Consider the following 26290-nt stretch of genomic DNA (forward strand, 5'->3'; position numbering starts at 1 on the left):
TTCTTCTGCCTGCTTGCGTTCGGTAATATCAGAGAAAACTGTTGCGAATTTATTTTTTTCAGGAGAGTAAACAGAAATATGAAAATGTTTTTTCAGTGGAGAAAAATATTGTTCGAATTGTACTGGTTTACCTGTTTCGGCAACTTTGGTATATATTTCAATATATGGGGCTTCTTTTGTCCCGTAGAGTTCGGTTGCTAATTTCCCTACTGCATCTTTAGGTTTAATACCGATATTTTTTTCAGAAGCAGCATTAGCTTCGAGTATTCGATAATCAATTGCTGAGCCTTTATTGTCATAAACAATTTCATGGAGATATACCCCTTCACCCATTTCAGAAAATAATGAATGAAATTTTGCTTCACTTTTTTTAATTGCATTCTCGCTCTTTTGTAATTTGTTAACCGGTTTTAATATTTGACTTGCAAACCAAAATCCTGCTAACAAAATGATCAAGAGCGATATGAATAATATCGGTATAATGATATATAATTTTGATTTTATAGCTTCTGAAATCATATTTTTGGTTATGCCGATATGTGCAGTTCCTATTTGATTTTTTTTTATAAAAACAGGAACAGCAATATCATAAATATTATTCTTCTGCATTTCAATTAGTTGAATTTTGTACCTTTGTTGAGATGTAACCCTATTTACATTTATTAAATCTTTGGGAAAAGCATCTCCAAAACTATGAGCTAATAATTTATCTTCTGAATTTACGATAAAAGAATAAGTAATATGTTTATTGTGCTTTTTCATATTATTAACTATTCTGTCTAATTGCACAATATCATTGGTAAGAATTAAATTGGCACAATTATTTGATAACACCGTTGTTTGATCTACACCTATTTGTTTTAATAATCTGTTGAGTGTTTGCCGATAGATTATATTTCCAACCGATAAAACAGTTATCCAAATAAAAAGACCAACCAAAAACATTACTAATACTATTTTTAATCTTATATGTTTCATTCTCATTTTTATTTTTCCTTTTCCTGAAATTCGTTTAACCATTTTTTCATCTGTCTAACTGATTCATAATGTTCGTCATCAACAATTGCAAATTTTTCAATCATTATTTTATTAAGAATTTTCTTACCTTCTTCGGTTTTGTGCATATTTAGCAAAATTTTTTCAACTTTGTTTTTTAATTTTTTGTCAATATCAGGATGAACTACAACAGGGGGAATTCCAAAAGGTCCGAATTTCCGGATAATTTTTGTTTGTGAAGTGAATTTCGGATTTGTTGCATTCATATATTCCCAAATTAAGTGATCAACCGTGGCTGCATCTACCTTTTTTCTGGCAACCATTTCTATTGAATTATCGTGTGAATGTGTATAAATAATACTTCTGAAAAAAGTTTCGGGATATTGTCCTAATTTTGATAATTCGTAAGTTGGAACAAGACAACCGGTATTTGATTTTGGGTCGGTAAATGCAAAATTAGTTTGTTTTAAATCTGCAAAGTTTTTGTAATCAGCATCTTTACTTACAATAACATAAGAATAATAGACAGTTTCACCATTAACAACAGGAACTACAAGCAATTGCATTCCGAATTTTTCTTTACCGGTAACATAAGGTCCCGAACATACAAATGCAAAATCTATTTTTTTATTTTCAAGCAATTGATTTACTTCTCCGTAAGTATCACGTTGCACAAACTCTACTTCTTGCCCGATTTTTTCTCCGATATAATCAAGTAATTTTTCGTAATAAACGAATGTTTCTTTTGGAGAAATCATTGCTGCAACTGCAATACGGATTTTATCTTTCTCATCTGAAGTAGTTTTGTCTGTTTTAATCACATCACCCATATCTATTTTTTTCTTATTCTCTTTATTACTACACCCAAGAATAATCAATAATAACAATAAAATAGTTAATACTTTTTTCATTTCCTTTACTCCTGTTTTTCCGAATATATAAATCTATTCTTTTTACATTTGCTCATCATTAAATTCGTGTTTTCTAAGCACTTTGCGGATGTTCTTCCCGAATTCATTCGGGACAATGTTTCGAAATTTAAGAGCATACACTAATTCCATGCTCCCATATTTCTGTCAAACTTAACATTTTTTTTAATTTCAATTCTTTGGTAACGGTATTTTTGGGGGACATTAGAAATAACAAAATGAAATTTAGAATTTTTTAACTTCAACGATATTAATCCGTTTATCGAAGATTCACAGACTGACGAAAGGCTTTTTGACATATCTTAAAATTTTTATAAAAAAATGGGGAGATGTGAATTAACCCGAATCACGCATCCCCCCAAAATCAGCAAAAGATCAGCGTGAATTACACCTATACCTACATTGGCACTTATAGAGGAAAGATGATTTGTAATTTCACATTTTCACAAAAAGATAAAATAAAAGTGGATCAATTAAATAGAGCCCATCCGTAAACTATGATTTTTCGACCTCACCCCGACCCTTCCGCCAACTGGCGGAGAGAGGGAGACAAAAATTCCCCTTCTCTTTGAAGAGAAGGGGTTAGGGGATGAGTTGTAAAAAGGATGAAGAATATATTTTACTTGATATGCTACTTTACGGACAGACTCTAAATAGAGCCCATCCGTAAACTCCGAAACCTTGCGGATGGTTGGAAACCTCCGCAATGGTTGAAATGTGTAAATGACCACCATTGCGGAGGTTTGAAAAGCAACCATCCGCAAGGTGCTTAAAAATACTACTTTACGGACAGACTCTAAATAGAATGAAAATAAGATGGGTAATGTAGAAGTTCTAAATTTATAGGTTGAAAATGAATATTGTTCACTGAACCCGGGGTTATTCAGATTTTATTCTTTCTGCGAGGGCATAAATGCCCACGCTGAATCGAATAAAGCCGGATAAATCAGGCTGAAAAAAATGGCTGCTATGTAATGAGTATTATTCATAATACTTTTTTCGATTTAGCGTGGGGGTTTACCCCCTCGCAGACATTGTCCAAAAAGACTGACGAATAAATCCAGACGAAATGCCCTCAAATAACTCGGTTTTTTTAGATACATTCTTGTAAAAAAATGGGGGAGATGCGAAATTAACCCGAATAACTTGACACCAAAGACACTTCTCAAAATGTGTTTTTAAATTAATAATTATTAAAAATCATCAAATAGCGGAGAATCGGAATGAAAAGATACTTTACTGTTTTAGTTATCTTACTTGTTGCCACTTGCGGGCATTACGGATTTTACACTCGTTCAAATCCCCACTTGAAAACTATAATGATCACAGAATTTCAAAACAAGACGGAAGAATATGAATTGCCCGAATTAGTATCAGAATATCTTACCGACAAATTTATTGATGATAATCGGCTTGAGGTTAAAGGTGCAAACGCAGACACAGATGTGATTGGAACAATTAATTCGTATGAAAAAACCGTGTTCACTTATGATGAAGCAGAAAATCCGCTCCAATGGCAAGTTGCTATTTCATTTGCTGTGGATGTAGAAGATATGATAAAGGACACAACCGTGTGGAAAAATTCAAACTTACGGCTAAAGGCAATCTATGGCAATTCTTCCGGAAGCGAAACATCCACCGGGGATGAAGTTAATCTGATGACTGAGGAAGAAGCAATTAAAAATATCATCGAAGAACTCGGGAGTAATATCCTGACAAATACCATTGAACAGTGGTAGAAAAATAAGGGAAAATATGCGTATAAATAAATTTTTGGCTACAGCCGGATTGGGATCACGCCGTTCCGTAGAAGAATTAGTTGCAAATGGTAAAATAAAAGTAAACGACAAAATAGTTGTAGATCTCGCTACCCGAATTGATGAAAACAAAGATATTGTTTTTTTTAAAAACAAAAGAATTATTTTGCCACAAACAAAGATTTACGTTATGCTAAACAAACCGGTCGGTTATATATCCACCTCATCCGATCCGTTTGCAAGGGATACCGTTTTTAATTTATTGCCAAAATTCCCGGTGCGTATTTTTTCAGTAGGTCGGTTGGATAAACCATCTTCCGGGCTGCTTCTTTTTACCAATGATGGTGAATGGGCTAATAAAATAACTCACCCGAAAACAAAAATACAAAAAGTTTATATTGTGCATGTAAAGGGAAATATCAGCAAAGATGATTTGTATAAATTGCGAAATGGAGTCCAACTTAAAGAGGGTAAAACGCTTCCGGCAAAAGTTTTTGTAAAAAGTTACAATAAATCTAATGATATTTCCAAAATCCGAATAGTTCTCTATGAGGGGAAAAAAAGGCAAATACGCCGGATGATAGAAAATATTGGCCATACGGTAACCGAACTGAAAAGAACAAAAGTTCACTCGATAAGATTGGCTGATCTCTCGGAAGGTTCATGGCGATATTTAAAAGATAAAGAGATCAGCTCGATTCGTAAACCGAACCTCTATAAACGAAAATAGTATTGACACCATCCCGAAAGCTTCGGGACGACTGCCGGAAGCACTAAACTAAATGAAGAAGCAAAACAAGGCATATATTTTGGCAATAATTGCTGTGCTAATTTGGTCAACAGTTGGTTCGGCGTTCAAAATTTCCCTCGGATATATTGATTTTCTCCAACTATTATTCGTTTCATCTGCTGTGGCTGTCTGCTGCACTTTTGCGATCCTAATTTTCCAGAAAAAATTACCGAAATTATTTTCAAATACACGAAGGCAATTAATTCATTCTGCGATACTCGGATTTTTAAATCCGTTTTTTTATTATCTCGTTTTACTAAAAGGATACTCAATCCTGCCAGCCCAAGAAGCGATCACTCTAAATTATATTTGGCCAATAATGTTGGTGCTTCTCTCAATTCCCATTCTTAGACAAAAAATCAAACTTTCCGGAATCATTGCCATATTCCTCAGTTTTTTGGGAGTGATTATAATTGCTACTAAGGGTGATATCTTCGGATTACGTTTTTCCAATTTTAAGAGCGATTTACTCCCGCTTAGCAGTGCGGTGATCTGGGCATTATTTTGGATTTACAATATTAAAGATAAAAGAGACGATGTGATAAAATTATTCATGAATTTTTCTTTTGGATTTATGTATATCCTGCTTTTTAGTATTTTCCACAAAATTGACCTTTCTTTTTTGAAGAATGATCCTGCCGGAACGCTGGCAGCCATTTATGTAGGAATTTTTGAAATGGGTCTGACTTTTGTAATTTGGTTGAAGGCTCTCAATCTTTCTAAAACCACTGCGCAGGTGAGTAATTTTATTTACTTAACTCCATTTATCTCACTTATAAATATAAATATAATCACCAAAGAGAAAATATTATTTTCCACAATTGTAGGATTAGTGTTCATCATTTCAGGTATAATTCTGCAGCGTCTATTTCGTAATCCGATCATCCCTGATCGAACCACCGAGTTGTCACGGAATTCCCGAGGTGTCACGGACCATTCCGTGACACAAACGAATTCATCGGCACGGAGTGGTCCGTGCCGACTCAACCACCGAGGTGTCACGGACCATTCCGTGACACAAACGAGAATCACTACGGTGTCACTGACCAACCTGTCTGGGCATAGTCCTGATTCCGTAACACGTATAACACCAGAAAGGAATTCAAAATAAATGGGACTAAGAGGAAGAAGTAATTTTACTGATGAAAATTGCTTTTTTATTACCACATCTGTCGTAAATCATTTAAAAGTTTTTCATTCAAATGTATGTTGTGATTTGCTGATAGATAATATTAAACATTATCAGGCAAAATATCATTTTAATATATTGGGATATGTAATAATGCCATCTCATTTTCATTGGATAATTCGAACAGAAAATAAATATGGAACTATTTCTGATATTATGCGTGATATAAAAAAATATTCTGCTTGGGATATTATGGGTGAAATAGGAAAAAAAGGAGATCAAAATCTTGACAAGATTTTTAAAAATTATGCTAATAAATATCCGGATCAAAAACGAAAATTCTGGAACAAACGATTCGATGATGTGGTAATCAGAAGCAGAAAATTCTTTTTACAAAAATTGCAATATATTCATAACAATCCGGTTAAAGCAAATTTAGTAAAGCAACCTGAAGATTATAAATATTCAAGTGCGAGAAACTATAAATATGATGATCATTCGATTATTTTTATTGATACGGATTGATGCTAAATTCGGCACGGAAACCGGATTCATCGGCACGGAATGGTCCGTGCCGACTCAACCACCGAGTTGTCACGGAATTCCCGAGGTGTCACGGACCATTCCGTGACACAAACGAAAATCGGCACGGAATGGTCCGTGGCGACTCAACCACCAAGTTGTCACGGACCATTCCGTAACAAATATTCATCAAAGAAATGAGGTAAAATGTCATTCATTAAAATGCAAAATGTTATAAAAAATTATTACAAAGGACCTCTGAAAATTCCAGCCTTACGTGGCGTAGATTTGACAATCTCAAAAGGTGAATTCCTTTCGATAGTCGGTCCTTCCGGAAGCGGGAAAACCACGCTGCTCAATATCCTTGGTTGCATAGATATTCCCACCAGCGGTGAGGTAATATATCTCGGAAAAAACTTGGGGAAAATGAAAGAAAAGCAGCTTACCGAATACAGAAAAGAGCACATCGCTTTTATCTTTCAATCTTTTAATTTGATTCCGGTGCTAACCGTCCGAGAAAACGTAGAACTTCCCCTTATAATCGGAAAAAAATATTCCAAAAAAGAAATGAAACAAATGGCGATGGAATTTATCTCTCTTGTCGGACTGTCGGATTTAGCGAACAGATTGCCCAAAGAACTTTCCGGTGGACAGGAGCAGAGGGTGGCAATTGCCAGATCGCTGGTAAAAAATCCGTTCATTGTTCTTGCTGACGAACCTACTGCAAATTTGGATTCGGGAACTTCTGAAAATATCATGTCCGTTATGAAAACAATGAATCGGGAAAAAGAGACGACATTTATTTTTTCTACTCACGATCCGTTGGTTCAAAAACACGCAAAAAGAGTGATAAAACTTCGCGATGGTAAAATCGAATCTGACGAAAGGAAATAATCATGGGCACTCTTCCAAAAATTGCATTTCGTAATATCTTGCGAAATAAAAGACGAACTTTTTTTTCTGCAATAACCATCGCAGCCGGTTTAATCTTACTAATCTATATGGATTCTGTGATGGAGGGGATGAATCGAGCCGGAATTGATAATATGATAGACCTGTCAACGTCCTCCGTAAAATTAAATACAACGGAATATTACGAGCATAAAAAATCCCTTCCGCTCAAATATGGAATTATGAACCTGCCCGAGATTAAAAATTTTGTAAAAAATGAATCAATGGCAAAAGGAATAACACCCCGTACAAAATTTTTGGGAGAACTTTCCAATTACTCAGAATCCATTCCCGTGCAAGGAACTGTGATCGCTCCCCAAACAGATAAACAGGTTTTTACAATTTCTAAAAACATAATCGGAAAATATTTTTCCCAAAATTCCCAAAATCAAATAATTCTCGGGAAAACTCTCGCTAAGGATTTGGATGTAACAAACGGCGATTATATCACTTTGTATGCTCTCACAAAATTTGACACACACAATGCGGACGAGTTTGAGATCATCGGTTTGCTAAATACCACCGACCCGAATATTAACAATAATTCTGTAATTATTACTTATGAGGCTGCAAATGTTTTTTTGGATTTGGAAAATCTGATAACCGAGATTGACATCTCCTTTGAACGCCCGGTTCAATACAAAAAATTAATCTCAAAAGTTAATATTTTGAAAAGAAAATTAGAGAATCAATTCCCCCAATTAACGACAAAGAGTTTTCTTGAATTGGGAGCATCTTTTCTGGAGATTAGCAAACAAAAAAAAGTTTTTGGATTTGTATTTATGATTGTAATTCTTCTCATTGCTGCTGTGGGAATTTTCAATTCTGTTTTGATGAGTGTTTATGAAAGAATTCGAGAAATTGGCATTCTACTCGCTCACGGCTTTCGCAGATTCGAGATCACATTTCTTTTTATGTGGGAAGGATTGATCATTGGTTTTCTTGGTAGCTCTTTGGGAATCTTGCTCGGGATTATTTTTAACTATTTTCTCGTTACAAATGGAATGGCTATGGACAAAATGGTAAAAGATATTGATATGGGTGGAATTCCTGTATGGGGAACGATTTACGGAACCTGGAATATCGGATTGATGATTTTTGCCTTTATATTTGGGATTTTAGTATCGGTTCTCGCCAGTATAATTCCAGCCCGTAAAGCTGCCAAAATGCAGATCAATCGCATACTACGATTTGAATGAGATGGACAAAGCATTAACCACGAAATACACGGAAAAACACGAAAATGAATTATTAAGTCATATATGAAAAAGTTCAATCTGAACCTAAGTCTGATTATGTAAATTTAATCTTTTCTCGGTTTAAACGGACACAACATTAACCACCCCGATGAAATATGAACCCAGTGAAATAAAACCGATAACAGCATTTCACACCGATGAAATAAATATAAAAGCATTTCATTGGACAGGCGAAATACACGAAAAAACACGAAAAAAAAATTATTAAGTCCAGTCTGAAAAAGTTTAACCTGAACCTAAGTCTGATTATGTAAATTTAATCTTTTCTCCCTGCTCTCTGTGGTTAAATTAAATCGAAAGGAAAAACGAGCATGTATCTACTAAAATTAGCTATACGAAATATCAAAAGAAATAAAAGACGCTCTCTGCTTGCGATCATTTCAATCTCTATTGCCGTTTTATTCATTGTTTATCTTAAAGGATTAATCGGCGGTTTTACGGATTCCATCGTGAAAAATTATACGAAAAACGAAACCGGGCATATCCGCATATCCACAAAAAAATTTGCAGAAAACAGCAGATTTTACCCAATAACTGATAATATTGAAAATCCGGAAAAAATTATCGAACAAATCCTCTCCAACAATGAAATTGCCGACAATATTGACCTGATCACCCAAAGAATAAATTTCGGAGTTCTCATCAATCATAATGGAAACAATGAAATGGCGGTAGCACTTGCCGGAAATCCCGAGTTGGAAAAAAACTTACTTATGCTCCAGAAATCAATTTTGCCAGACGGAAAATATATTGAGAATGCTGATGAAACAATTATCGGCTACAAACTCGCTCAAGCACTAAATTATAAATTGGGTGATCAAATTCGAGTTATGACCAGCGGAAGCGATTATGCCCTTCATCTCAAAAAATTCAAAATCGTAGGAATTTTCCAAAGTGGATTAAATACACTTGACGAAACAATCTTCCAGATTACTTTGGAGGATGCGAAAAAATTATTACGAATGGGAGACCAAACTCAGCAAATTATTATTTTTCTGAAAGATTATCGCAAATCCGATGAAATGGCTCTGAAAATCCGCAACATGTTAACCAATGAAAATCTAACAATATTATCATGGACAAAAATCGGCGGATATTATGCTTATGTGAAGTTGGCGGAAGGAATTTATAATTGGATTTACTTCATCGTTGCTCTATTCGGGGCATTCATTATCGGAAATATAATGATGATGGTCGTTTTTGAAAGGAGAAAAGAGATCGGGCTCATCCGCTCGCTGGGTATGTCTGCGAAGAATGTGCTTTTCCTATTTATTAACGAGGGATTTATCCTCGGTTTGATTGGCAGTTTGATAGGAAGTGGTCTCGGATTTCTGCTTGTCCTTTTCTTCCATTATCACGGAATTGATTTTTCCAGAATGATGGGATCGCTCAGATTTCCGATGGATAATATCATTAATTTCAAACTGAGTTTTTACGGAATCTTTATGCCTTTGGCTTTGGGAACGGTGATCGCTGCTTTGATTTCCGTAGCACCCTCTTATAAAGCTGCAAAAATGAAAATAGCCGATTCGCTCAAAAGCGTTTGACAGATATTTATGAAACTAATAGGATACAGATGAGTGTGATAAACAACATCACGCTGAAAAAAATGATTTTCACAGATTAAATATCATTAATTTATTTAGAACATCAGAATCTGCTTAATCGCGTTTTTTGGTGTCAAAAACATCCGGAAGGAAAATATGAAATATACTTTAATTATAATATCCCTGATTTTACTCTTTGCACCTTATTTGGGTGCTGAAACAAAATCATCGAGCAAAACCGAAAATGCCGAGCAGATCATCAAAAAAATGGATGAAAATCTTGATTATACAACGATCAAATACAACGCTGAAATGACAATATTTATCGGAGATAAAATTCGCACCAAGGAATTGACAGCCGAGGGAGTTTCCGAAGGCAATAAAGCAATTGTTACTTTCACAAATCCCTCAGATAAAGGGACAAAATATTTGTTGATTGGTGAAAATCTTTGGATATATTTCCCCGAAGAGAACGAGGTTGTAAAAATTTCCGGGCACATGCTCAAAGAAGGAATGATGGGCAGCGATTTTTCGTATGAAGATGCTTTGGAATCTCAACAACTTTCTGATAAATACGACATAAATCTTATTTGCGAAGAAACCGTAAATGACAGACTTTGCTATGTTTTGGATTTAACAGCCGTTGTTAAACTTGTCCAATATTTTCATCGCAAAATGTGGATTGACAAAGAATATTTTATCTGCTGGAAAGAAGAGATGTATGCCAAAAGTGGAAAATTATTGAAAAGGGCAGAGGTTCAAAAAATCAAAAAAATAGGCAACCGCTATTTCCCGGTTAAAACCTCAATGAAAAATATGCTTCGTGAAAACAGTGAAACGGTATTTGAAATGTTTGACATCTTTTTCAATGAACCTGTTCCGGCAAAGATATTTTCCATTCGTAATCTGAGAAAATAGGGAAAAATATTATGAAACACACAGCCATCAAGGTAAAAAAATTATCTACCAATTTCACGAGTTACATTAAAATTCTAATCATTTTTATTATTTTTTCCGCCTCATCACTTTTGGCAAAATCCGGTCTCGAATTTAACGGAAGTTTGTATTCCGATCTCGGTTTTTTTCATTATATAAATTCAGGCAAAACCGATTCGCTCAAATTTGGAGGAAAAAGTAATTTTTCATTAAAATTCATAAACACAAACCAAAAATACGGAAAAGTGGCGGGAGAGTTTGATGTAACAATTCCCTATGGAGAATTAGGGGAAAAATATCTCGAATCTTCTGCGGATTCTACTAAGATTGATTCAATGATTAATTCAAAATTATCCGACCAAATTCCCATATTTATGAATTTGCGAAAATTATATTTCTCCTTATATTTCCCAATGTTTGATGTTACGATCGGGCGGCAGATCATCAATTTTGGGAAGGGACAAATATTCTCACCCATAGATGTTTTTTCTTCACTCAATATTTCCGATTTGAATTATAGGCGTTCCGGCAGCGATATTCTCAACGTTAAAATTCCTCTATCCTTGCTTTCCGGGATAGACTTTATCACGGAAATGCCATTCGGGGAAAAGGAAACCCATTCCGCTATAAAAGTTTTTCATAACATTTTTGATTTTGATGTGAGTGCCGTGGGAATATACAATCAGAAAAGTTATAAAACGACTACCGGCATTACTTTTAGGGGAGATGCTATCGCGGGAATTTATGGAGAATTTGTCGAAAACTTTCATAAAAATTTTGACAACAGAGATTTCGAGATCATGCTCGGTGCCGATTATTCGATTGATAACACATATTTTTGGGCTCTTGAATTTTTGCATAAAAGCCGAAATGCCGGTGCGGACAATTTGTGGAAGAGAAACAATTTCTATTCTTCTTTTTTATACAAGATAAATGATCTGATGAGTGTTTCTACCAATTTGATTTACAGTTATGAAAAAAATGAAAATGATTCGGCAATTTTTTCGGGACAATTTTATTATAATATTCTCCAAAATGTAGATTTGATCTTTTACACACGCTACTACCGCATAAACGAATGGGAAGGTATAATTCCAGATTTGGAATATTCTACTCGATTGAAAGTGAAATTTTAAGGGTATGAAAAACAACTAATCCTGAGAAAAAATACTAATCGAAGTAATTTTCATCTTTCCCATTTTACACTAAAAACTGTTTTGTTAGACAAATCTATCGCACTTAGAGACTTTTTGTAACCCGCACCTGTATCTACCCCGATTTTATCCTTTGAGATAAAAACACTATTTTGGGGTGTATGCCCGAAAACCACAATTTTATCAAGATCAGTCGGGTAAGATATAAATTGATATCGTAGCCAGAGAAGGTTTTCTCTTTTCTGCTTCTCAATCGGCACGCCTGCTATTACTCCCCCATGAACAAAAATATAATTTCCCTCAATATGATAGAGTTTGGTCTTTTTTATAAATTCAATGTGTGATGCGGGAATGCACTGGATTAACGCTTCTGTGTCTGCTTTTTCTTCACAATAAGATCGGACGGTTGCCATTCCACCATTTGGAAGATAACTATCCCTGAACATTGCCTCATCATCCAGCCCCAAGAAATCCAATAGCATATCTTCATGATTGCCTTTAATAAAAACACAATCGAACTTATTTCGGAAATGGAGCAAATATTCAATCACCTGTTTGCTGGAAAATCCCCGATCAATATAATCGCCCAAAAAGATAAACTTGTCATCTGCTCGGGGTTGGATTTTTCTCATAAGGGTTTCGAGCATTTTCATTTGCCCGTGTATATCTCCAATAGCAATTAATCTACTCATAAAATATTCATTTTTGTAACAATTTTGCGGATGGTTTCAAAGGAAAATCTTGAGTTAAGTTCCGTTTTTTTGAACTTGACTTAAGATTTTCCAACTCACAACTCATCCCCTAACCCCTTCTCTTCAAAGAGAAGGGGAACTTTTATCTCCCTCTCCTCGATAGGAGAGGGTCGGGGTGAGGTCGAAAAATAGTACTTTACGGACAGACACTAATTAAAATTTGAATTTCACCCAAAGGCTTATTTCTGTGGTTGTGATTTTTTTACCGTCTTTTTTATTATCCACTATTTTATAGCTTGCACTTAATCCACCATCAATATCTCGACTAAAGTTATAGGAAAATCTCGGATCTATTTTCAGGGTTGTGGAATTTGTGTCGTTAGACCATGGATTTTCGGGTAGTTTTAATTTCTGAATATTTGTATTATATGAAACATCCAGACTTGTGGTTAACTCATTAGTCATCCTAAGGCGTTTAAGGAAAAGAATTTTTAATCCGCGGGGATTTCTAAACGAATATCCTAAATGACCTGTAATAGTTATCTGATTGCTTTTGTTTTTTGAAAAAGGCACCTTTTTAGTTTCTGTGAAAGAATAAGAATAATTACAGGAGATTCTACTATCCAGTTTTTTCCAGAACTTGGTAGAAAGATTTAGGATGGGATTCATCTGATAGATTGTAGTTATAGTAACGGGTTCATCCCACCATCCTTCTCCGCTATTCGTGATTTTTCTGGAAAATCCTGTATTCATCGTAGTATTTCTCATGAATTCGCCTGGAATGATTTGATCCATACCCGTATAAGTAAGAGACACATTAGGAAATTCAAAATCTATTGTTTTGGATTTATTCCCTGAATTATTACTCATCATATGAGAAAAACTGGTTTTCAATTTAGAACTAAGGGTTTTAAAAATATTAAACCTGTTTCCAGCATTCACAGAGATTTTATCAGTTTGAGAATTTTGGAGCACTTCGCCATAATCCAATTCTGAAAATCCTATCTGATAATTAATATTCGGCAATGAGTCCGGTTCTAACTTGTATTTTGTGTTGAAAGAATTTTTATAATCACACTTTGTGGAACCGATAATTTTGAGCAAGAATCCGGCAACTTGTCCGGAAAGGGATGAAGCTCGCCTATAAATCGGAAATGACAATTCTTTTGAAGACTCTTCCTCTTCTCCGTTATTCTGTATATTTAGCGAATCCAGCGTCTCATCAACTTTTGTTACGGCAGTTGTATCTTCAATAGTTTTTCCCGAAATCTGCGACGGTTCTTGTTCCGGCTCGGGTTGCGGCTCCGCTGGAGGAGAAGTAAAGCCTGTAGTTTCATAGTTACCGGATATGCCTTTTTCCGGTTTGCGAGGAGGATTTCCCGGAATAGTCTTTTCTTTCTCATTTTCAGGTTTCTTATGTTCCGGAGATTCCGGTTCTTTCTTCTGCTTCTTTTTAATTTTTGAAAGATCAATGAGATTTTGCCCCCATTTACCAAATTTCAAAGTAAAATTAACAGAAGCATTGCGGCTGTTTTGGACATTGAAATAGGAAACAATTGAATCGTTGGCAGTTACTTCTTTCCTATTTTGAGAATAATCTCCTTGATAGTTTGTGGACAGACTTATAAATCTCATTAATCCCGGAGCAAAATTTACATCTACATCCTGATTTTTATCAGTTTCAATCCCGAATATACTGTTTCCCGAATAATATTTATTTTTCAAATCTCTTTTTGATTCCAACGAGTATCCGGTTTTAAAATCAGAAAATAATTCATAAGCCACAGTTATTTTGGGAGAAAGTTTTTCGGTGGGATCACTTTCCTCACGCACAAAACCTTCACCGGTTTGGTTTCTCCATTTATTAGTTGAACTGCTGTGATAACTTGAAAGCAATGCAATACTTTGGGGCAAATAAAATATTTTAAATCCCTTCAAAATTTTTATCCCTTTATTGCCAAATCCAAGAGTATAATTCAAATTTCCTGAATAAATAACGGTTGTATCTCGCAATGAAGAAGATTCATTTTTCTTCTTCTGAATTCTACCTGAGAGTGATAAATTATCAACAAGGTAGTGGACAAAGGGATTTTCGGAATTTTTACTTTTGCTCAAAGATAGAGTTAGTAATTTATTTTCACTAAATATGCGGCAGGAATCTTTCTCTGCTTCGGTTGTCATTTTTATATCGGAGTTGGGAATATACATAGGAGTTTGATTAGTTTGCGAATACTCATAACGTATGGGAAAATTCAATCCCCAGTAATCAGGAAAAAATTTATGCAAATACAATTTATTGTTCACATTATAATTTATGGTTTTATTCCCGCTTCCGGCACTCTCACCGATAGTGTAAAAATTTGGTGATTTCTGATAAAAATTTGCAGTTACTTGAGCAAAATCAGCAAATTTTGTATTGATACTTAATCGGGCTGCTGTCCCAATATCTCGGTAAGGATCTGCTACCCGAATATCATCAAAGAGGATTCTGCCTGTGAAAACTGAACTTCCATGACCTTGGTAGGGGCGGATCAAGCCAATAATAACTTGCTTTGTATTATTCAAATTCGGATTACCATAAATCCGAAAATGGGCGGTAGTGTCCGGAAAATTATTTTTTTTAAGCTCGGAAAATTGAGTAAAGTCAATAGTAATATCCTGCCAGCGTGATTCTTCCATTTTGTCGCCAAGATCATCATAAATCGTGATAGTATCTCGATATTCATAATAATTGTTTGTATCAGCACCAAGACGGAATACGATTATTTCCTCATCAGACGAAATAACACTATCGGATTTTTGTCCATATACCCAAAATTTTATCTTTTTATATTGTAACAATTTCATGGGATCAATAAAATTTTGTCGGGCATACACATATCTATTTTCTTTTAGATTTTTACATTTCAGCATAACCGATTGTTCAAATTGAATATCCTGTGCTGAAATGTTATCATCTATCTCTGATCCCGGAGCAGGGGTATAATCAACATTAGTTTGGCTATTTATTGCTGCTATTTCGAATGATTCATTTTCACCCGGATTGGTTACGGCATGCAAACTCGTATCCATTATTGCAGAAGCCATCCATTTGTTTCCCTCCACTTCAATAGATTCGAAATCCACAACCAAAGAGTCATTAAAATTTGGATTTTCAGCATCTGTTCGTCTCAACCAAATTCTTGAATATTTTATCATTTTAAATGAGACGCTTCCCGAGCCTATCTGCTTGTAGTAAGTAGAATCTTGAAGCGGAATGCGGATAAATTTCCAGCCGTTATACTCATTATAAATAATTTCATCATTGATATTGTGCAAATCTATATGATATTGCAAGTAGGCATTGTAAGTATTTAGAGAGTTGTCATGGTTCAAATCCTCTGTATCCAAGCGCTCATTGCCTTCAGTTCCGTTAATACCGCGAAAATCGTCTTTATTTTCCGAACTATACCAGTAATCGTCGTTCCCGTCATCGGCTTCACCCAAATGTCCATCATCTCTGTGATCTTTCGGTGGCTTTGGATCTGTTCCGGAAGTAATATCCAGTCCAATATCCTCACCGGCATCCAATTCACCATCTTTCAAATTACCATTTATTCCATCTTCTTCATCCAATTCTCCATTCGGGTGAAAAATTGGATAATAGTCCTCATTTATAAATCCCAGATTAATAAAAAGCGAATCCCCCTCAATAACATTTTCTCCTCTAAATACAAGGTTCAGATATTTTTTTTCGGATAAATCTACGGGATTGTTGCCCATTGCTTTCATTAATCCACCCCAACATGTCGATTGATTTGGAAAAGAGTCACTCTGTATGGGTTTCATCTTTAATTCTAAAACCGGAACATCCTGTGCTTTTTCTTCATCTTCGAGATCCGGATACAGTTCTTCCATCACATATTTATCCTGAGGATTATACCAAAAGCAAGAACCTCGATTGGATTTATTCAAATTATCTGCATAGTTAGTCGTGTCAATATCTTCGGGAAAACTGGAAAAATTCCAATCTGCTCGATTTATTCCGAGGGATAATGTTTCCACCACCCCCTCCATGTCATCAATATAGGCTTGCTGATCATCGGTGGTATTTGGATTAGGAACACTCATTGCCATTTCTCCGGAAAAAGATATGTTGGAATTGGCGTCTGTTCTGACAAATGGAATCAGGTTTACGGTATTTGTAAGGAAAGGCAATTCTGAATCCACTGAACCTGTTACTGCACCAACAAGGATATTTTTTGGTTCGGCTCCAATCTTGGGATGTTTATCGCTGGCTTTTTCTGATTCGTACATAAGAACAGCACTTGCGCTCGCATTATCAGAAAATTTATATTTCGCTTGCATTCCGATCATACTCTTTTTTTCAGGGGAAAAAATGGGTCTGTATTCATAATCAACTTTCACAATTGCATCAGGATCAACAGTTGCATTGCCTCTCAGCGTGACGATTCCGCTCATATAATCAATATCGTAATCTACACCTTTTGTCATTAATTCATTATCTACATAAACTTTTTCACTACCTTCGATGATATTGATATTATTTAATGTGATCCGGCTCGAACTTGTTTTCATTGAAACTTCAATAAAAAAGGGATTAAAATCTGCTTCATCCGGATCCAGTTCATCGTAAATAATATCATTCCCGAGATGATCGTTTGTCATCGCTACCCAGATAGAGTCATAATTTACGGCTCCATTCTCGAACCAGAAGTTTTTGAAAGGCTCCAGCATCTTAAAGGCAATCGTACCGGAGGAGAGATCAACGGTGTTATCGCTACTATTCACCTTATTGTCATTATTTGTATCAAGCCCAAGCATATCAATGAACGATACAAAGGTGGAATCTACGGTCAAACCCTCCACACGTTCTCCGCTACCAGGTCTTTCAAGGAAAATTTTCACTCCAAAATCCTGCGGGTCAATATTTGTAGCGCCGAGGAAATATATTTCTTTTGCGAGATAATTCCATAATGCAGAATCAAGGTTTGTCCCTGCATCGTCATAGTTCTTTTTGATCATTTTAACGGTGATATCGCTCCCAATCGCACTGCCAATTTGGGTTTCATTCTTTGCAGTAAAAACCACACCTATCTCGTAATCATTATAAACCTGTTTTACCTTAATTAAATAGGGGTAGTTATAATTAATAATAAATTCTTCATCCGCTATGAGTTCATGAAATTGATATACATTTCCTTCCAGATCGTGTCCTTCAAAATCCTCAGGATCTTGTTTATGGTTATCAACAAAAACGCGAAGTGTACCATCTTTCGGCAGAATCGTTTCATCCACCAGCCCACCAATATAAGTGCTGTCAATATCAGGTCCAAAAAGAGTTTGAGGGTCATATAAAAAAAAATGATTATTGGCAAAATCCATATCTTTGAAACTGAGAACATTGGAGACCGATGAGCCGGTTGTGTGTGCAGAAGCGTGCTGCCCTTCTTGCTGACTGAGTATGGTTTTAAGGCTTAAATTGCCAAACTCAAATTCTCCCTTCACTCCGAACAATCCTTCTGATGAGGCGGAATAACTAACGAATTCGGAGCCGGAAAGTTGAATCCCGGTGTCTCCTCCCTCGATCAATTTAATCGGGTCATCTTCATCACCTACATATTTTATATTTAATTGGTTTTTTTTCATGAATGTTTGTTCCGAACTCTGTTCAACACTCACGTGAATTTTATCCCCGATAGTTCCGTTTATGCCGAGATTCAGTTCTTGCTTCATGCTCAGGTCCGGAAACAAACTTTTTTTATATCCTTCTTCAATGGGAGGTGGGTCGTCAACTGTGGTTCTACCGCTGATTGTGATTTTCTGGTATCCGGAAACCCGTAACCGCCCAATATTATCTCCGAAAAATTTTCTCATGGTTTTGGGCATTTTAATTTTGGGAAATTCGATATCCGGGATGATGCCTTCGGCTGCGCCTTGGGTATTTGTTTCTTTTGCAAATCGCATTATTTCAGCATATAATTCTGCCTGAAATGTTTGATACGCGCGCAAATTCATATATTTTCCATAAGGAATACGAAATTTGCTAATGTAATCTACCCCGAAAAATGTTGCTCCGAGAACGGCGTATTCTTCATCGAAATTAATTTCATCAGCATATTTGTAAGGAGAAAGCTGGAAAAAGGGGAATTTTAATTTTTCTCTTGGATAGGCTTTTCTATATAAATAGTCCGACACTTCGGTAGTATCGCCGGTAGTGATCAGAGGGTGAGAAAATCTCTTGTTGAGAATGTAGGGAAAATGAATATAATGAGTGGTATCAACCGGAATATAATTTGTATCAATTATTGTAACGAGAACAGTATCCACAAATTCCAAAGTATCTAAAATTTCCTCTGATGAATCGGGAAAATCAACAAGTGTCTCGAGCTGTAGGACCAGCGAACTATCAATTTTTATTGTTTCGACTTCGCTCAATACGAGTGTGTCTTCAATCTCTTCATCCACCAGCTCGTGGACAGGTTCAGCAATTATCGGCTTGAAATTCAAAGCGATATACAATACTGAAAAAAACACCAGAAAGATAATAAATCCAATATTTCTTTTAAACATAATTTATAGCATTTCCTTTTTGAACATATTTTGACAAGTTGCAGAAATTTGCTTTTCCGAAAATTGTTAATCTTTTACAACAACTTTTTAGCTACCAATATCGGCACAAATTCTACAATCATCCATAAAACAACTTTTTAACAAACAGTAATTTTCAAATGCTATAGGCAATCCTTCTTATGTTTTTTTAGATATTTATATATATTTTTTCAAACCTTCAGGAGCAAAATTCTTGTCAACGATGTCAATGTTTTTAGTTTTATTAGCCACAAATTGAGATAAGCCACCTGTGGCAACAGTAACAAAATCACCTTCAAGAGCTTTGTAATTTCCGGTACTGCAGAAGATATTATCACTCTGAAAATATCCTTTCTGTCTATGTTGCTTTCATCCTCGGTTTTTGTTTTATCCGAGCGTAATCTCCAACTGTTTACCAAGTCATCGTCCTGATAAACGCCTAAATGAATATGTGTATTGCCAATATTGGAAAATAGAATCATCATTTTACCTTGATGAAAAACATCAAAAGGGAATGGAGGTAAATTACGTCAAGTTTTTCTCTAAATGTGGAAACTCAAATAATATTTTTTTGCTGTAAACCGGAATTTTAAATAGATGTTTTAAGTAACATACGCCTATATACAAAGGTAAAATCATGTGCGTCAATCTTGACATAAAAACATGCGAAAAAAAAGTATGTGAATCAAAACAAAATTTTAAGGAGATTTTGAAATGTTAAGTAAAAACCTAACGAAATTGATGTTAATTGCTATTTTGATTATCTTTACGGTAATCGGATGTCAATTAAAAAAAGAGACTGACAAATCCCCTGTTCTGGCAGAATGGGAAGGTGGAAAATTAACCGAGAACGAACTGAACAAACGTCTGAATCTCATTCCTGAGTATTATCAACCTAAAGGTGGATTTTCTGCCGAGCAAAAACAAAAAATGTTGGACAACTATGCAGTAGAAGAAATTTTCTATTTAGAAGCAAAATCCAAAGGTATTGATACTCTCCGGTCCATTCAGGCAGAATACTTACAATATGCGGAAAAATCCGTATTGGATCTGTATAAAAAGGACAACATAAACAATCAGGTTGTTTCATCTGATAAAATATTAAAAAAATATTTTGATGATCATAAAGATGAATACTACAAGAAAATTCCGAATGCTGATATACTTTACATTCAAACCGATAATCTCACCCAAGCGGAAAAGGCTCTTGCAGAATTGAACACCGGAAAAGAATTTGCTGAAGTTGTGAAAGAATACTCTACCGACAAATATTCCAAAAAACGTGATGGCAAAATATTCAAAGTTGAGAAAGGTGAAAAAATTACTAACGTGGGAAGATCGGAACTGATTGATGATTATATCTTTTCATCCGAGATCGGCACTGCATCAGACCCGATTGAATTCAATGATAAATTCCATATTATTGAAGTTGTTAATAGAGATACAAGCGAATATAAGGATTTTGAAAAGATAAAAGTAAGGGTTAAACATCGCTATACAAATGATAAAACTGAATCCATTACCAATAATTTGAAAAGCAAACTGATAAAAAAATATCATGCTACAATTGATACAACCGCACTTAAAAACGCAGACTTTCATAAAGCGGACACTCTCACATCCTATGCCGATACCCCACTGATCATATCTTCGGAAGAAGCGGTTGTATTTACGGTCGCAGATTTGCGGGATGTCGTCAGGCAAATGCAAACCAATCGGGGACCGCAACTTGCAGACTATCAAGCACGCAAGAAATTCCTCGAAGAGAGACTTGCAGACAAAGTGATGTTCCAAGATGCGATAGAAAAAGGTTATGAAGACAATCCCGAATTAAAATCACAACTTGCACGCGCTAAAATGGTTCCAATCTTGCGTGAATATTATAAACAATTTGTTATTGATCAAATCGTTATCCCGGATGAAGTAATCGAAAATACATATAATGCGGATAAGGAAAAAAGATTTTCACATCCGGCTTCTGCCAAAATAAAGCAATTTACTTTTGACGATAAAGAAACTGCAGATTTTGTTTTATTCAAAGCAAAGAAGGTCAAAGATGATGAAGATAAACTAAACGAATTGATCGAAGAATATTGTATTGAAAAAGCAAACAATGGTGATATATCTCCAATTCGGGAAAACGGACCAATTCCCGGACGCGGCAGAGATGCAATATTTAATGAGAACATTTTCTCAACCAAAGAGGGTGAATTCAGCGAAATATTTCAGGATAAAAATGAGAAATATGTCTTTTTGTTAGTAAAAAACCTTACACCGAAATCATACACCCCTTTGGCAGATGTTATTGAAACTATCAGGCAAAAACTAATTCAGGAAGAGCAGGGAAATTACTTCAAAAACCTTCAGAAAGAGATAAAAGTGAAATATGCTCTTACCCTTTACCCCGCAAAATTAGAACATAAATTGGCAGTCGATTCATTGTTTAATTTGGCAGAAGACGCAATGAAAAGAAACAACTTTAACGACGCTATTTCATGCTATGATCAGATCATCAAATATTATCCCAATGGAAATGATGATTATAAGGCAAAGTTCATGAAAGGTTTTATCTATGCCGAATATCTCAAAAAGAATGGCAAGGCAAAAGTGATGTTTGAAGAAGTTCTCGCTTATCCCGAATCCAAAGAACATGAGTTGAATGAATCGGCAAAATATATGCTTGAATCCTTAAGTGGTGAAAATAATATACTTGATAAAATAAATCAGGAAAGCGATTCTAACAAAGAACAACAAAATAAATAGAACTCTTTAGCAATTCAGCAATTCAGCAATTCAGCATTTCAGCAATTCAGCATTTCAGCAAAAGGGTTGGGAGTTTTTCCCAACCTTTTTTTTGTTTAAATTTTAGAGATAAAGTATCTTTTCTCCCGATTCATCTGGATAATGAACAAAACACAATAAAATAGTCTATGCGTTCACGCATAGATTGTAAGAATAAAGAAAAATACGAGGGCATTTATGTCCTTCCAAAATGAAATAAGTTTAAGAAAATCCATCCTTTTTTTAAGAAAGGAAAAACATTATGATCCTAAAAAATGCAAATATTTGTCAGTTCAAAAACGACAGCTATCAACCGGTTTTCGGTGATCTTCAGATTGAAAATGGAATAATAACAAATATCAATGAGCGTTCATTCGAGAAATACGTGAGGGAAAGCTCCAAAAAACCTATGGAATCGAATTCCAATTTGTCCGAATACGATGCCCAAGGACGGCTGGTTTTACCTCCCTTGGTGAATTTCCATGAGCATGTTTATTCCCGTCTTTCCAAAGGATTGCCGGTTAAAGGAGATTTGAGCAATTTCTTAAATGTATTAAAAAATCTCTGGTGGAAACTTGACCGGGCTTTATTTCAAGAAGCCATCGAAGCGAGTGCTCAAATTGCTGCCATTGAAGCGATCAAAAACGGGGTGGGAACTTTGTTCGATCATCACGCATCCCCGAAATTTGTGAGTGGAAGTCTGGAAATAATCAAAAAAGTCCTTAAAGCACACGGATTAGATGCAGTGCTTTCGTATGAGATTTCGGACAGAAACGGAATCGAAAATATGAAAGAGGGTGTTCAGGAAAATCTTGATTTCATCCGCTTCCAAACCTCGCAGCATTGCAAAGCTCAGTTCGGTTTGCACGCCCTTTTCACCCTAAATGATGAAACCTTGAAATATATTCAGGAACAAACAGCAGATTTGAACGCTGGATTTCACGTTCATATTGCTGAGGATAAATATGACGTTGATTTCAATAAGGAGAAATACAATTTATCGCTCCTTCAAAGGCTGAAAAAATTCAATCTTATAAATGAAAAAACATTTTTGGTCCACTGCAATCACATAGATAAAAATGAACTCGAAGCCGTTGCAAAGCAAAAAGCCACGATTGTGCATAATCCCGATTCAAACTTTAATAACGCAGTGGGAACATTAAATTTGCTTGAAGTTCCCCAAAATTGTAATCTTGTTCTCGGCACGGATGGGATGCATTCTAATATTTTGCGGAGTATAAAAATGGCATTCCTAAATGTTCGTCATCAGAATCTCAATTCAACCATCGGATTTGAAATTATTGACAGAATAATCAAGAACAGTTTTGCAACGCAAGAGATGTTCTTTGGCAAATCTCCTAAATTGCAACTCGGTGATGTGGCAGATTTTATTGTCCTTGATTATGTTCCATATACTCCGTTGGATAAGGAAAATTTTCTCGGACATTTCCTTTATGGAGCCACAGAAGTTCCAGTGCGAACAATGTTTAAAAATGGTTATTTTCTTATGAAAGATTATGATATTGAACGGGAAAACGAAATTTATCAGAGAAGTTATGAGATCGGAAAAAAGGTTAGAGAACGATTTGAAAATATGTAAATTTCTTAAGGATTTTCATTATGAAACAAAAGAAAAAATTTGATATTGTTGGAAAAAATGTAAAGCGAACAGACGCTTACGAAAAAGTTACCGGCAGAGCGAAATATGGTGCTGATCTGGAATTTCCGGAAATGCTTCTCAGCGACCAATTTAGACTCGATACTGTGCACGCTAAAATAAAAAGCATAGATATTTTGGAAGCCGAAAAAGTCGCAGGAATTTCGGCGATCATAACTCATAAAGATGTGCCGGGAAAAAATTATATCGGCGTTCTTACAGACGACCAGCCTATTTTTTCTTCTGATAAGATTTTTTGCGCCGGCGATGTAATCGCACTTGTGGTAGGAAAATCAGAAAATGCAATTCAGAAAGCAAAAAGTTTGATCAAAGTTGAATATGCGGAATTGCCGATTCTTGCGGATTACACAAAGGCTTTAGAGCCCGATGCCCCACTAATTCATCCGGAAATGAAATCAAATCAGATTGTGCATTATCCTTTGCGAAAGGGCAATGTCAACAAAGGATTTGCAGAATCAGAATTTATTCTGGAGCGAGAATATACAACTCAGACCATTGAGCATGCTTATATCGAGCCGGAAGTAGTCGTGGCAGTACCCCACTATCGAAAAGATGTTTACAAAATTTATGGTTCCTTCCAAAATCCTTTTACATCTCGCAAAATAATCGCTAAAGTAATGGGATTGCCCTTGACAAAAATCCACATTATTCAGGCTGAGATTGGTGGAGCATTTGGCGGAAAAGACGATTCGATGAATATTATCGGAGCACGTGCTTGTGTGGCGTGCAGAAAAATTAATAAACCCGTAAAACTTGTGCTATCAAGGGAATCTGACATAATCGAAAGTTACAAACGCCATCCATATAAGATGAAGTATAAAGTCGGGTACAATCCCGATGGAAGATTGATCGCGATGAAAATAGATATTCTCGCAGATGGGGGAGCATACGCTTCGATGAGTCCGTTTGTAACCTGGCGTTCTGTGGTGCAAGCTACTGGTCCATACAAAATAAAGCATGTCGAAACTGACGTCAGAGCAGTTTATTCAAATAATCCTTACACCGGTGCTATGCGTGGATTCGGTTCGCCTCAGATTATTTTTGCCCAAGAATCTCTGATGGATGAAATTGCGGAAAATCTAAGCATTAATCCCGTGGAAATACGAAAGATTAATGGTGTGCAGCAGGACTCGGTTACCACTACCGGACAAAAATTAGACTCGCATAAAGTAAGTCTGTTCGAGGTAATAGACAAGGCTCGAAAAGAAGCAGATTTCCTAACCAAATTTAGACAAAATGAAAAAAATCAACCGTATGAAATTTTGGAAAGTTCAGAACTGATACAGAAAAAATATATTCTTGATGAAATTGATTTTTCTGCTCTCAAAAAAACAAATTTTAAGGGTATCGGAATTTCTTGCAGTCTACGCGGATGCTCACTCGGAGCAGAAGGCGTGGATGCAAGCGGAGCTCTCGTTTCAGTCCAGAATGACGGAAGCGTGTACTTGCTTACCGGACTTGCAGAAAATGGACAGGGACTTCGAACGACTTTTTCGATAGTGCTCGCTGAAATTTTGGGGCTTGAAGTTAGCGATGTTTTTTATCTTGATTATAACACGAGCAATATTATGGATGGTGGTCCTACGGTAGCCTCCCGCTCTACACTTGTGGGTGGAGAAGCAGTTGCTGACGCCGGAAATATCATCAGAAAACGGATAGAGAATGTTCTTTGCAAAGAATGGAAATTGGATAATGAATCGGATTTTAACTTTTCAAGTCGTAGAATTATTGAGAATATTTCGGGTAAAGAAATTAGTTTTGCAGACGCCTGTTTCACGGCTTATCAGTCGGGAATCAATCTTAGTGCTTATGGTTGGTTCAATGCACCGGATGTGAGTTGGGATGAAAAGAAAGGGCAAGGTTTAGCATATTTTACCTATGTTTATGGCTGCCAAATTGCAGAGGTAGAGGTTAATATATCTACAGGACAGGTCTTTGTGAAAAATATTACTGCCGTCCACGATGCTGGAAAAATTATCAATAAACTCGGAGCTCTCGGACAGGTTTATGGTGGAGTTGCCACTGGTGCAGGTTATGGAATGATGGAAGAATTGATCATTAAAAAAGGGAAAATACAAAATACAAATCTGGATGAATATCTGATCCCCACCAGTTTGGATATTGGAAATATTGACGCCTATTTTGTGGAATATCCAGACAAGTTTGGTCCTTTTGGAGCAAAAAGTTTGGGTGAACCCACTCTGGAATTAACTGCTGCTGCTATAAACAATGCGGTTTCAAATGCAATCGGGAAAAGAAATTATAATCTACCTTTGGATCTGGAGCAAATAAAATTGGGCAAACCATTGTATGTGATAAAATCGAAGTGATTGCCGAATAGATGTCCAAGCTTTTTTTTCTCTCTTGTTCCCAAGCCTTTTTTTTCTTTCTTGCTCCCAAGCCTTTTTTTTCTCTTGTTCCCAAGCCCCTGCTTGGGAACACAATTTGTAGCCAAACCCCTGTTTGGCGTTTTATCCACGAATACATGGCATTTCCAAACTGATCTTTAGCAAATTCTCATACCTCGAAGCATCGAAGCAGGGGCTTCTCGAAATAGGCATTCCCAAGCAGGGGCTTG

General features: G+C 35.9%; 17 protein-coding genes. 12 read left to right on the forward strand and 5 right to left on the reverse strand.

Annotation, left to right across the window (positions count from 1 at the left end):
• Together U9P79_00895 and phnD are read right to left on the reverse strand one after the other, a co-directional pair.
• Positions 1-978, reverse strand: a 978-nt coding sequence (locus tag U9P79_00895) for a PAS domain-containing protein (protein ID MEA2103188.1), incomplete at its 3' end; no start/stop codon positions are given.
• Between the two features lie 8 nt (positions 979-986).
• The gene (gene phnD / locus U9P79_00900) at positions 987-1907 is read right to left on the reverse strand and encodes a phosphate/phosphite/phosphonate ABC transporter substrate-binding protein (GenBank protein MEA2103189.1); all 921 of its coding nucleotides are present in this window, start codon (positions 1905-1907) and stop codon (positions 987-989) included.
• 1241 nt (positions 1908-3148) lie between these two features.
• Here phnD and lptE point away from each other — a divergent pair.
• The 9 genes from lptE (at position 3149) to U9P79_00945 (ending at position 11952) form a co-directional block, all read left to right on the forward strand.
• Complete coding sequence (gene lptE / locus U9P79_00905) at positions 3149-3664, forward strand: LPS assembly lipoprotein LptE (GenBank protein ID MEA2103190.1); 516 nt, start codon at positions 3149-3151, stop codon at positions 3662-3664.
• A gap of 16 nt (positions 3665-3680) precedes the next feature.
• The gene (locus U9P79_00910) at positions 3681-4412 is read left to right on the forward strand and encodes a pseudouridine synthase (GenBank protein MEA2103191.1); all 732 of its coding nucleotides are present in this window, start codon (positions 3681-3683) and stop codon (positions 4410-4412) included.
• Positions 4413-4464: 52 nt separating this feature from the next.
• Positions 4465-5583, forward strand: a complete 1119-nt coding sequence (locus U9P79_00915) for a DMT family transporter (GenBank protein ID MEA2103192.1) — start codon at positions 4465-4467, stop codon at positions 5581-5583.
• Positions 5584-6126, forward strand: a complete 543-nt coding sequence (locus tag U9P79_00920) for a transposase (protein MEA2103193.1) — start codon at positions 5584-5586, stop codon at positions 6124-6126. It begins immediately after the preceding gene.
• 204 nt (positions 6127-6330) lie between these two features.
• Positions 6331-7017 (forward strand): ABC transporter ATP-binding protein, encoded by a 687-nt coding sequence (locus U9P79_00925; GenBank protein MEA2103194.1) that lies wholly within the window; start codon positions 6331-6333, stop codon positions 7015-7017.
• 2 nt (positions 7018-7019) lie between these two features.
• The gene (locus U9P79_00930) at positions 7020-8273 is read left to right on the forward strand and encodes an FtsX-like permease family protein (protein ID MEA2103195.1); all 1254 of its coding nucleotides are present in this window, start codon (positions 7020-7022) and stop codon (positions 8271-8273) included.
• A gap of 371 nt (positions 8274-8644) precedes the next feature.
• Positions 8645-9880 (forward strand): FtsX-like permease family protein, encoded by a 1236-nt coding sequence (locus U9P79_00935; protein MEA2103196.1) that lies wholly within the window; start codon positions 8645-8647, stop codon positions 9878-9880.
• A 156-nt stretch (positions 9881-10036) separates the two neighbouring features.
• Entirely contained in the window at positions 10037-10798 is a 762-nt protein-coding gene (locus tag U9P79_00940; protein MEA2103197.1) for an outer membrane lipoprotein-sorting protein, read from the forward strand.
• 11 nt (positions 10799-10809) lie between these two features.
• A complete protein-coding gene (locus U9P79_00945; GenBank protein MEA2103198.1) occupies positions 10810-11952 on the forward strand; it encodes a hypothetical protein in 1143 nt (380 codons plus the stop codon).
• Positions 11953-12002: 50 nt separating this feature from the next.
• On the opposite strand, the gene U9P79_00950 is transcribed toward U9P79_00945, so the two are convergent.
• The 3 genes from U9P79_00950 to U9P79_00960 form a co-directional block, all read right to left on the reverse strand.
• A complete protein-coding gene (locus tag U9P79_00950; protein ID MEA2103199.1) occupies positions 12003-12662 on the reverse strand; it encodes a metallophosphoesterase family protein in 660 nt (219 codons plus the stop codon).
• Positions 12663-12875: 213 nt separating this feature from the next.
• Complete coding sequence (gene sprA, locus U9P79_00955; GenBank protein ID MEA2103200.1) at positions 12876-19235, reverse strand: cell surface protein SprA; 6360 nt, start codon at positions 19233-19235, stop codon at positions 12876-12878.
• 209 nt (positions 19236-19444) lie between these two features.
• The gene (locus U9P79_00960) at positions 19445-19738 is read right to left on the reverse strand and encodes a type III pantothenate kinase (protein MEA2103201.1); all 294 of its coding nucleotides are present in this window, start codon (positions 19736-19738) and stop codon (positions 19445-19447) included.
• Between the two features lie 229 nt (positions 19739-19967).
• On the opposite strand from U9P79_00960, the gene U9P79_00965 reads away from it, so the two are divergent.
• The 3 genes from U9P79_00965 to U9P79_00975 all read left to right on the forward strand — a co-directional run bounded on the left by U9P79_00965 (position 19968) and on the right by U9P79_00975 (position 26042).
• Positions 19968-22016 carry a peptidyl-prolyl cis-trans isomerase gene (locus U9P79_00965; protein MEA2103202.1) on the forward strand — a complete coding sequence of 683 codons (2049 nt, stop codon included), beginning with the start codon at positions 19968-19970 and terminating at the stop codon, positions 22014-22016.
• 280 nt (positions 22017-22296) lie between these two features.
• Positions 22297-23634, forward strand: coding sequence for an amidohydrolase family protein (locus tag U9P79_00970; GenBank protein MEA2103203.1), 1338 nt, complete (start codon positions 22297-22299; stop codon positions 23632-23634).
• A gap of 20 nt (positions 23635-23654) precedes the next feature.
• Complete coding sequence (locus tag U9P79_00975; protein ID MEA2103204.1) at positions 23655-26042, forward strand: xanthine dehydrogenase family protein molybdopterin-binding subunit; 2388 nt, start codon at positions 23655-23657, stop codon at positions 26040-26042.
• Positions 26043-26290: the final 248 nt, after the last annotated feature.

Source organism: Candidatus Cloacimonadota bacterium (genome assembly GCA_034661015.1).
Lineage (GTDB): Bacteria > Cloacimonadota > Cloacimonadia > JGIOTU-2 > JGIOTU-2 > JAYEKN01.

What these genes read in the sequence shown, in the direction of transcription:
- phnD (MEA2103189.1), bottom strand. Translation starts at nt 1,907, where the DNA reads ATGAAAAAAGTATTAACTATTTTATTGTTATTATTGATTATTCTTGGG.
- lptE (MEA2103190.1), top strand. Translation starts at nt 3,149, where the DNA reads ATGAAAAGATACTTTACTGTTTTAGTTATCTTACTTGTTGCCACTTGC.
- U9P79_00910 (MEA2103191.1), top strand. Translation starts at nt 3,681, where the DNA reads ATGCGTATAAATAAATTTTTGGCTACAGCCGGATTGGGATCACGCCGT.
- U9P79_00915 (MEA2103192.1), top strand. Translation starts at nt 4,465, where the DNA reads ATGAAGAAGCAAAACAAGGCATATATTTTGGCAATAATTGCTGTGCTA.
- U9P79_00920 (MEA2103193.1), top strand. Translation starts at nt 5,584, where the DNA reads ATGGGACTAAGAGGAAGAAGTAATTTTACTGATGAAAATTGCTTTTTT.
- U9P79_00925 (MEA2103194.1), top strand. Translation starts at nt 6,331, where the DNA reads ATGTCATTCATTAAAATGCAAAATGTTATAAAAAATTATTACAAAGGA.
- U9P79_00930 (MEA2103195.1), top strand. Translation starts at nt 7,020, where the DNA reads ATGGGCACTCTTCCAAAAATTGCATTTCGTAATATCTTGCGAAATAAA.
- U9P79_00935 (MEA2103196.1), top strand. Translation starts at nt 8,645, where the DNA reads ATGTATCTACTAAAATTAGCTATACGAAATATCAAAAGAAATAAAAGA.
- U9P79_00940 (MEA2103197.1), top strand. Translation starts at nt 10,037, where the DNA reads ATGAAATATACTTTAATTATAATATCCCTGATTTTACTCTTTGCACCT.
- U9P79_00945 (MEA2103198.1), top strand. Translation starts at nt 10,810, where the DNA reads ATGAAACACACAGCCATCAAGGTAAAAAAATTATCTACCAATTTCACG.
- U9P79_00950 (MEA2103199.1), bottom strand. Translation starts at nt 12,662, where the DNA reads ATGAGTAGATTAATTGCTATTGGAGATATACACGGGCAAATGAAAATG.
- sprA (MEA2103200.1), bottom strand. Translation starts at nt 19,235, where the DNA reads ATGTTTAAAAGAAATATTGGATTTATTATCTTTCTGGTGTTTTTTTCA.
- U9P79_00960 (MEA2103201.1), bottom strand. Translation starts at nt 19,738, where the DNA reads ATGATGATTCTATTTTCCAATATTGGCAATACACATATTCATTTAGGC.
- U9P79_00965 (MEA2103202.1), top strand. Translation starts at nt 19,968, where the DNA reads ATGTTAAGTAAAAACCTAACGAAATTGATGTTAATTGCTATTTTGATT.
- U9P79_00970 (MEA2103203.1), top strand. Translation starts at nt 22,297, where the DNA reads ATGATCCTAAAAAATGCAAATATTTGTCAGTTCAAAAACGACAGCTAT.
- U9P79_00975 (MEA2103204.1), top strand. Translation starts at nt 23,655, where the DNA reads ATGAAACAAAAGAAAAAATTTGATATTGTTGGAAAAAATGTAAAGCGA.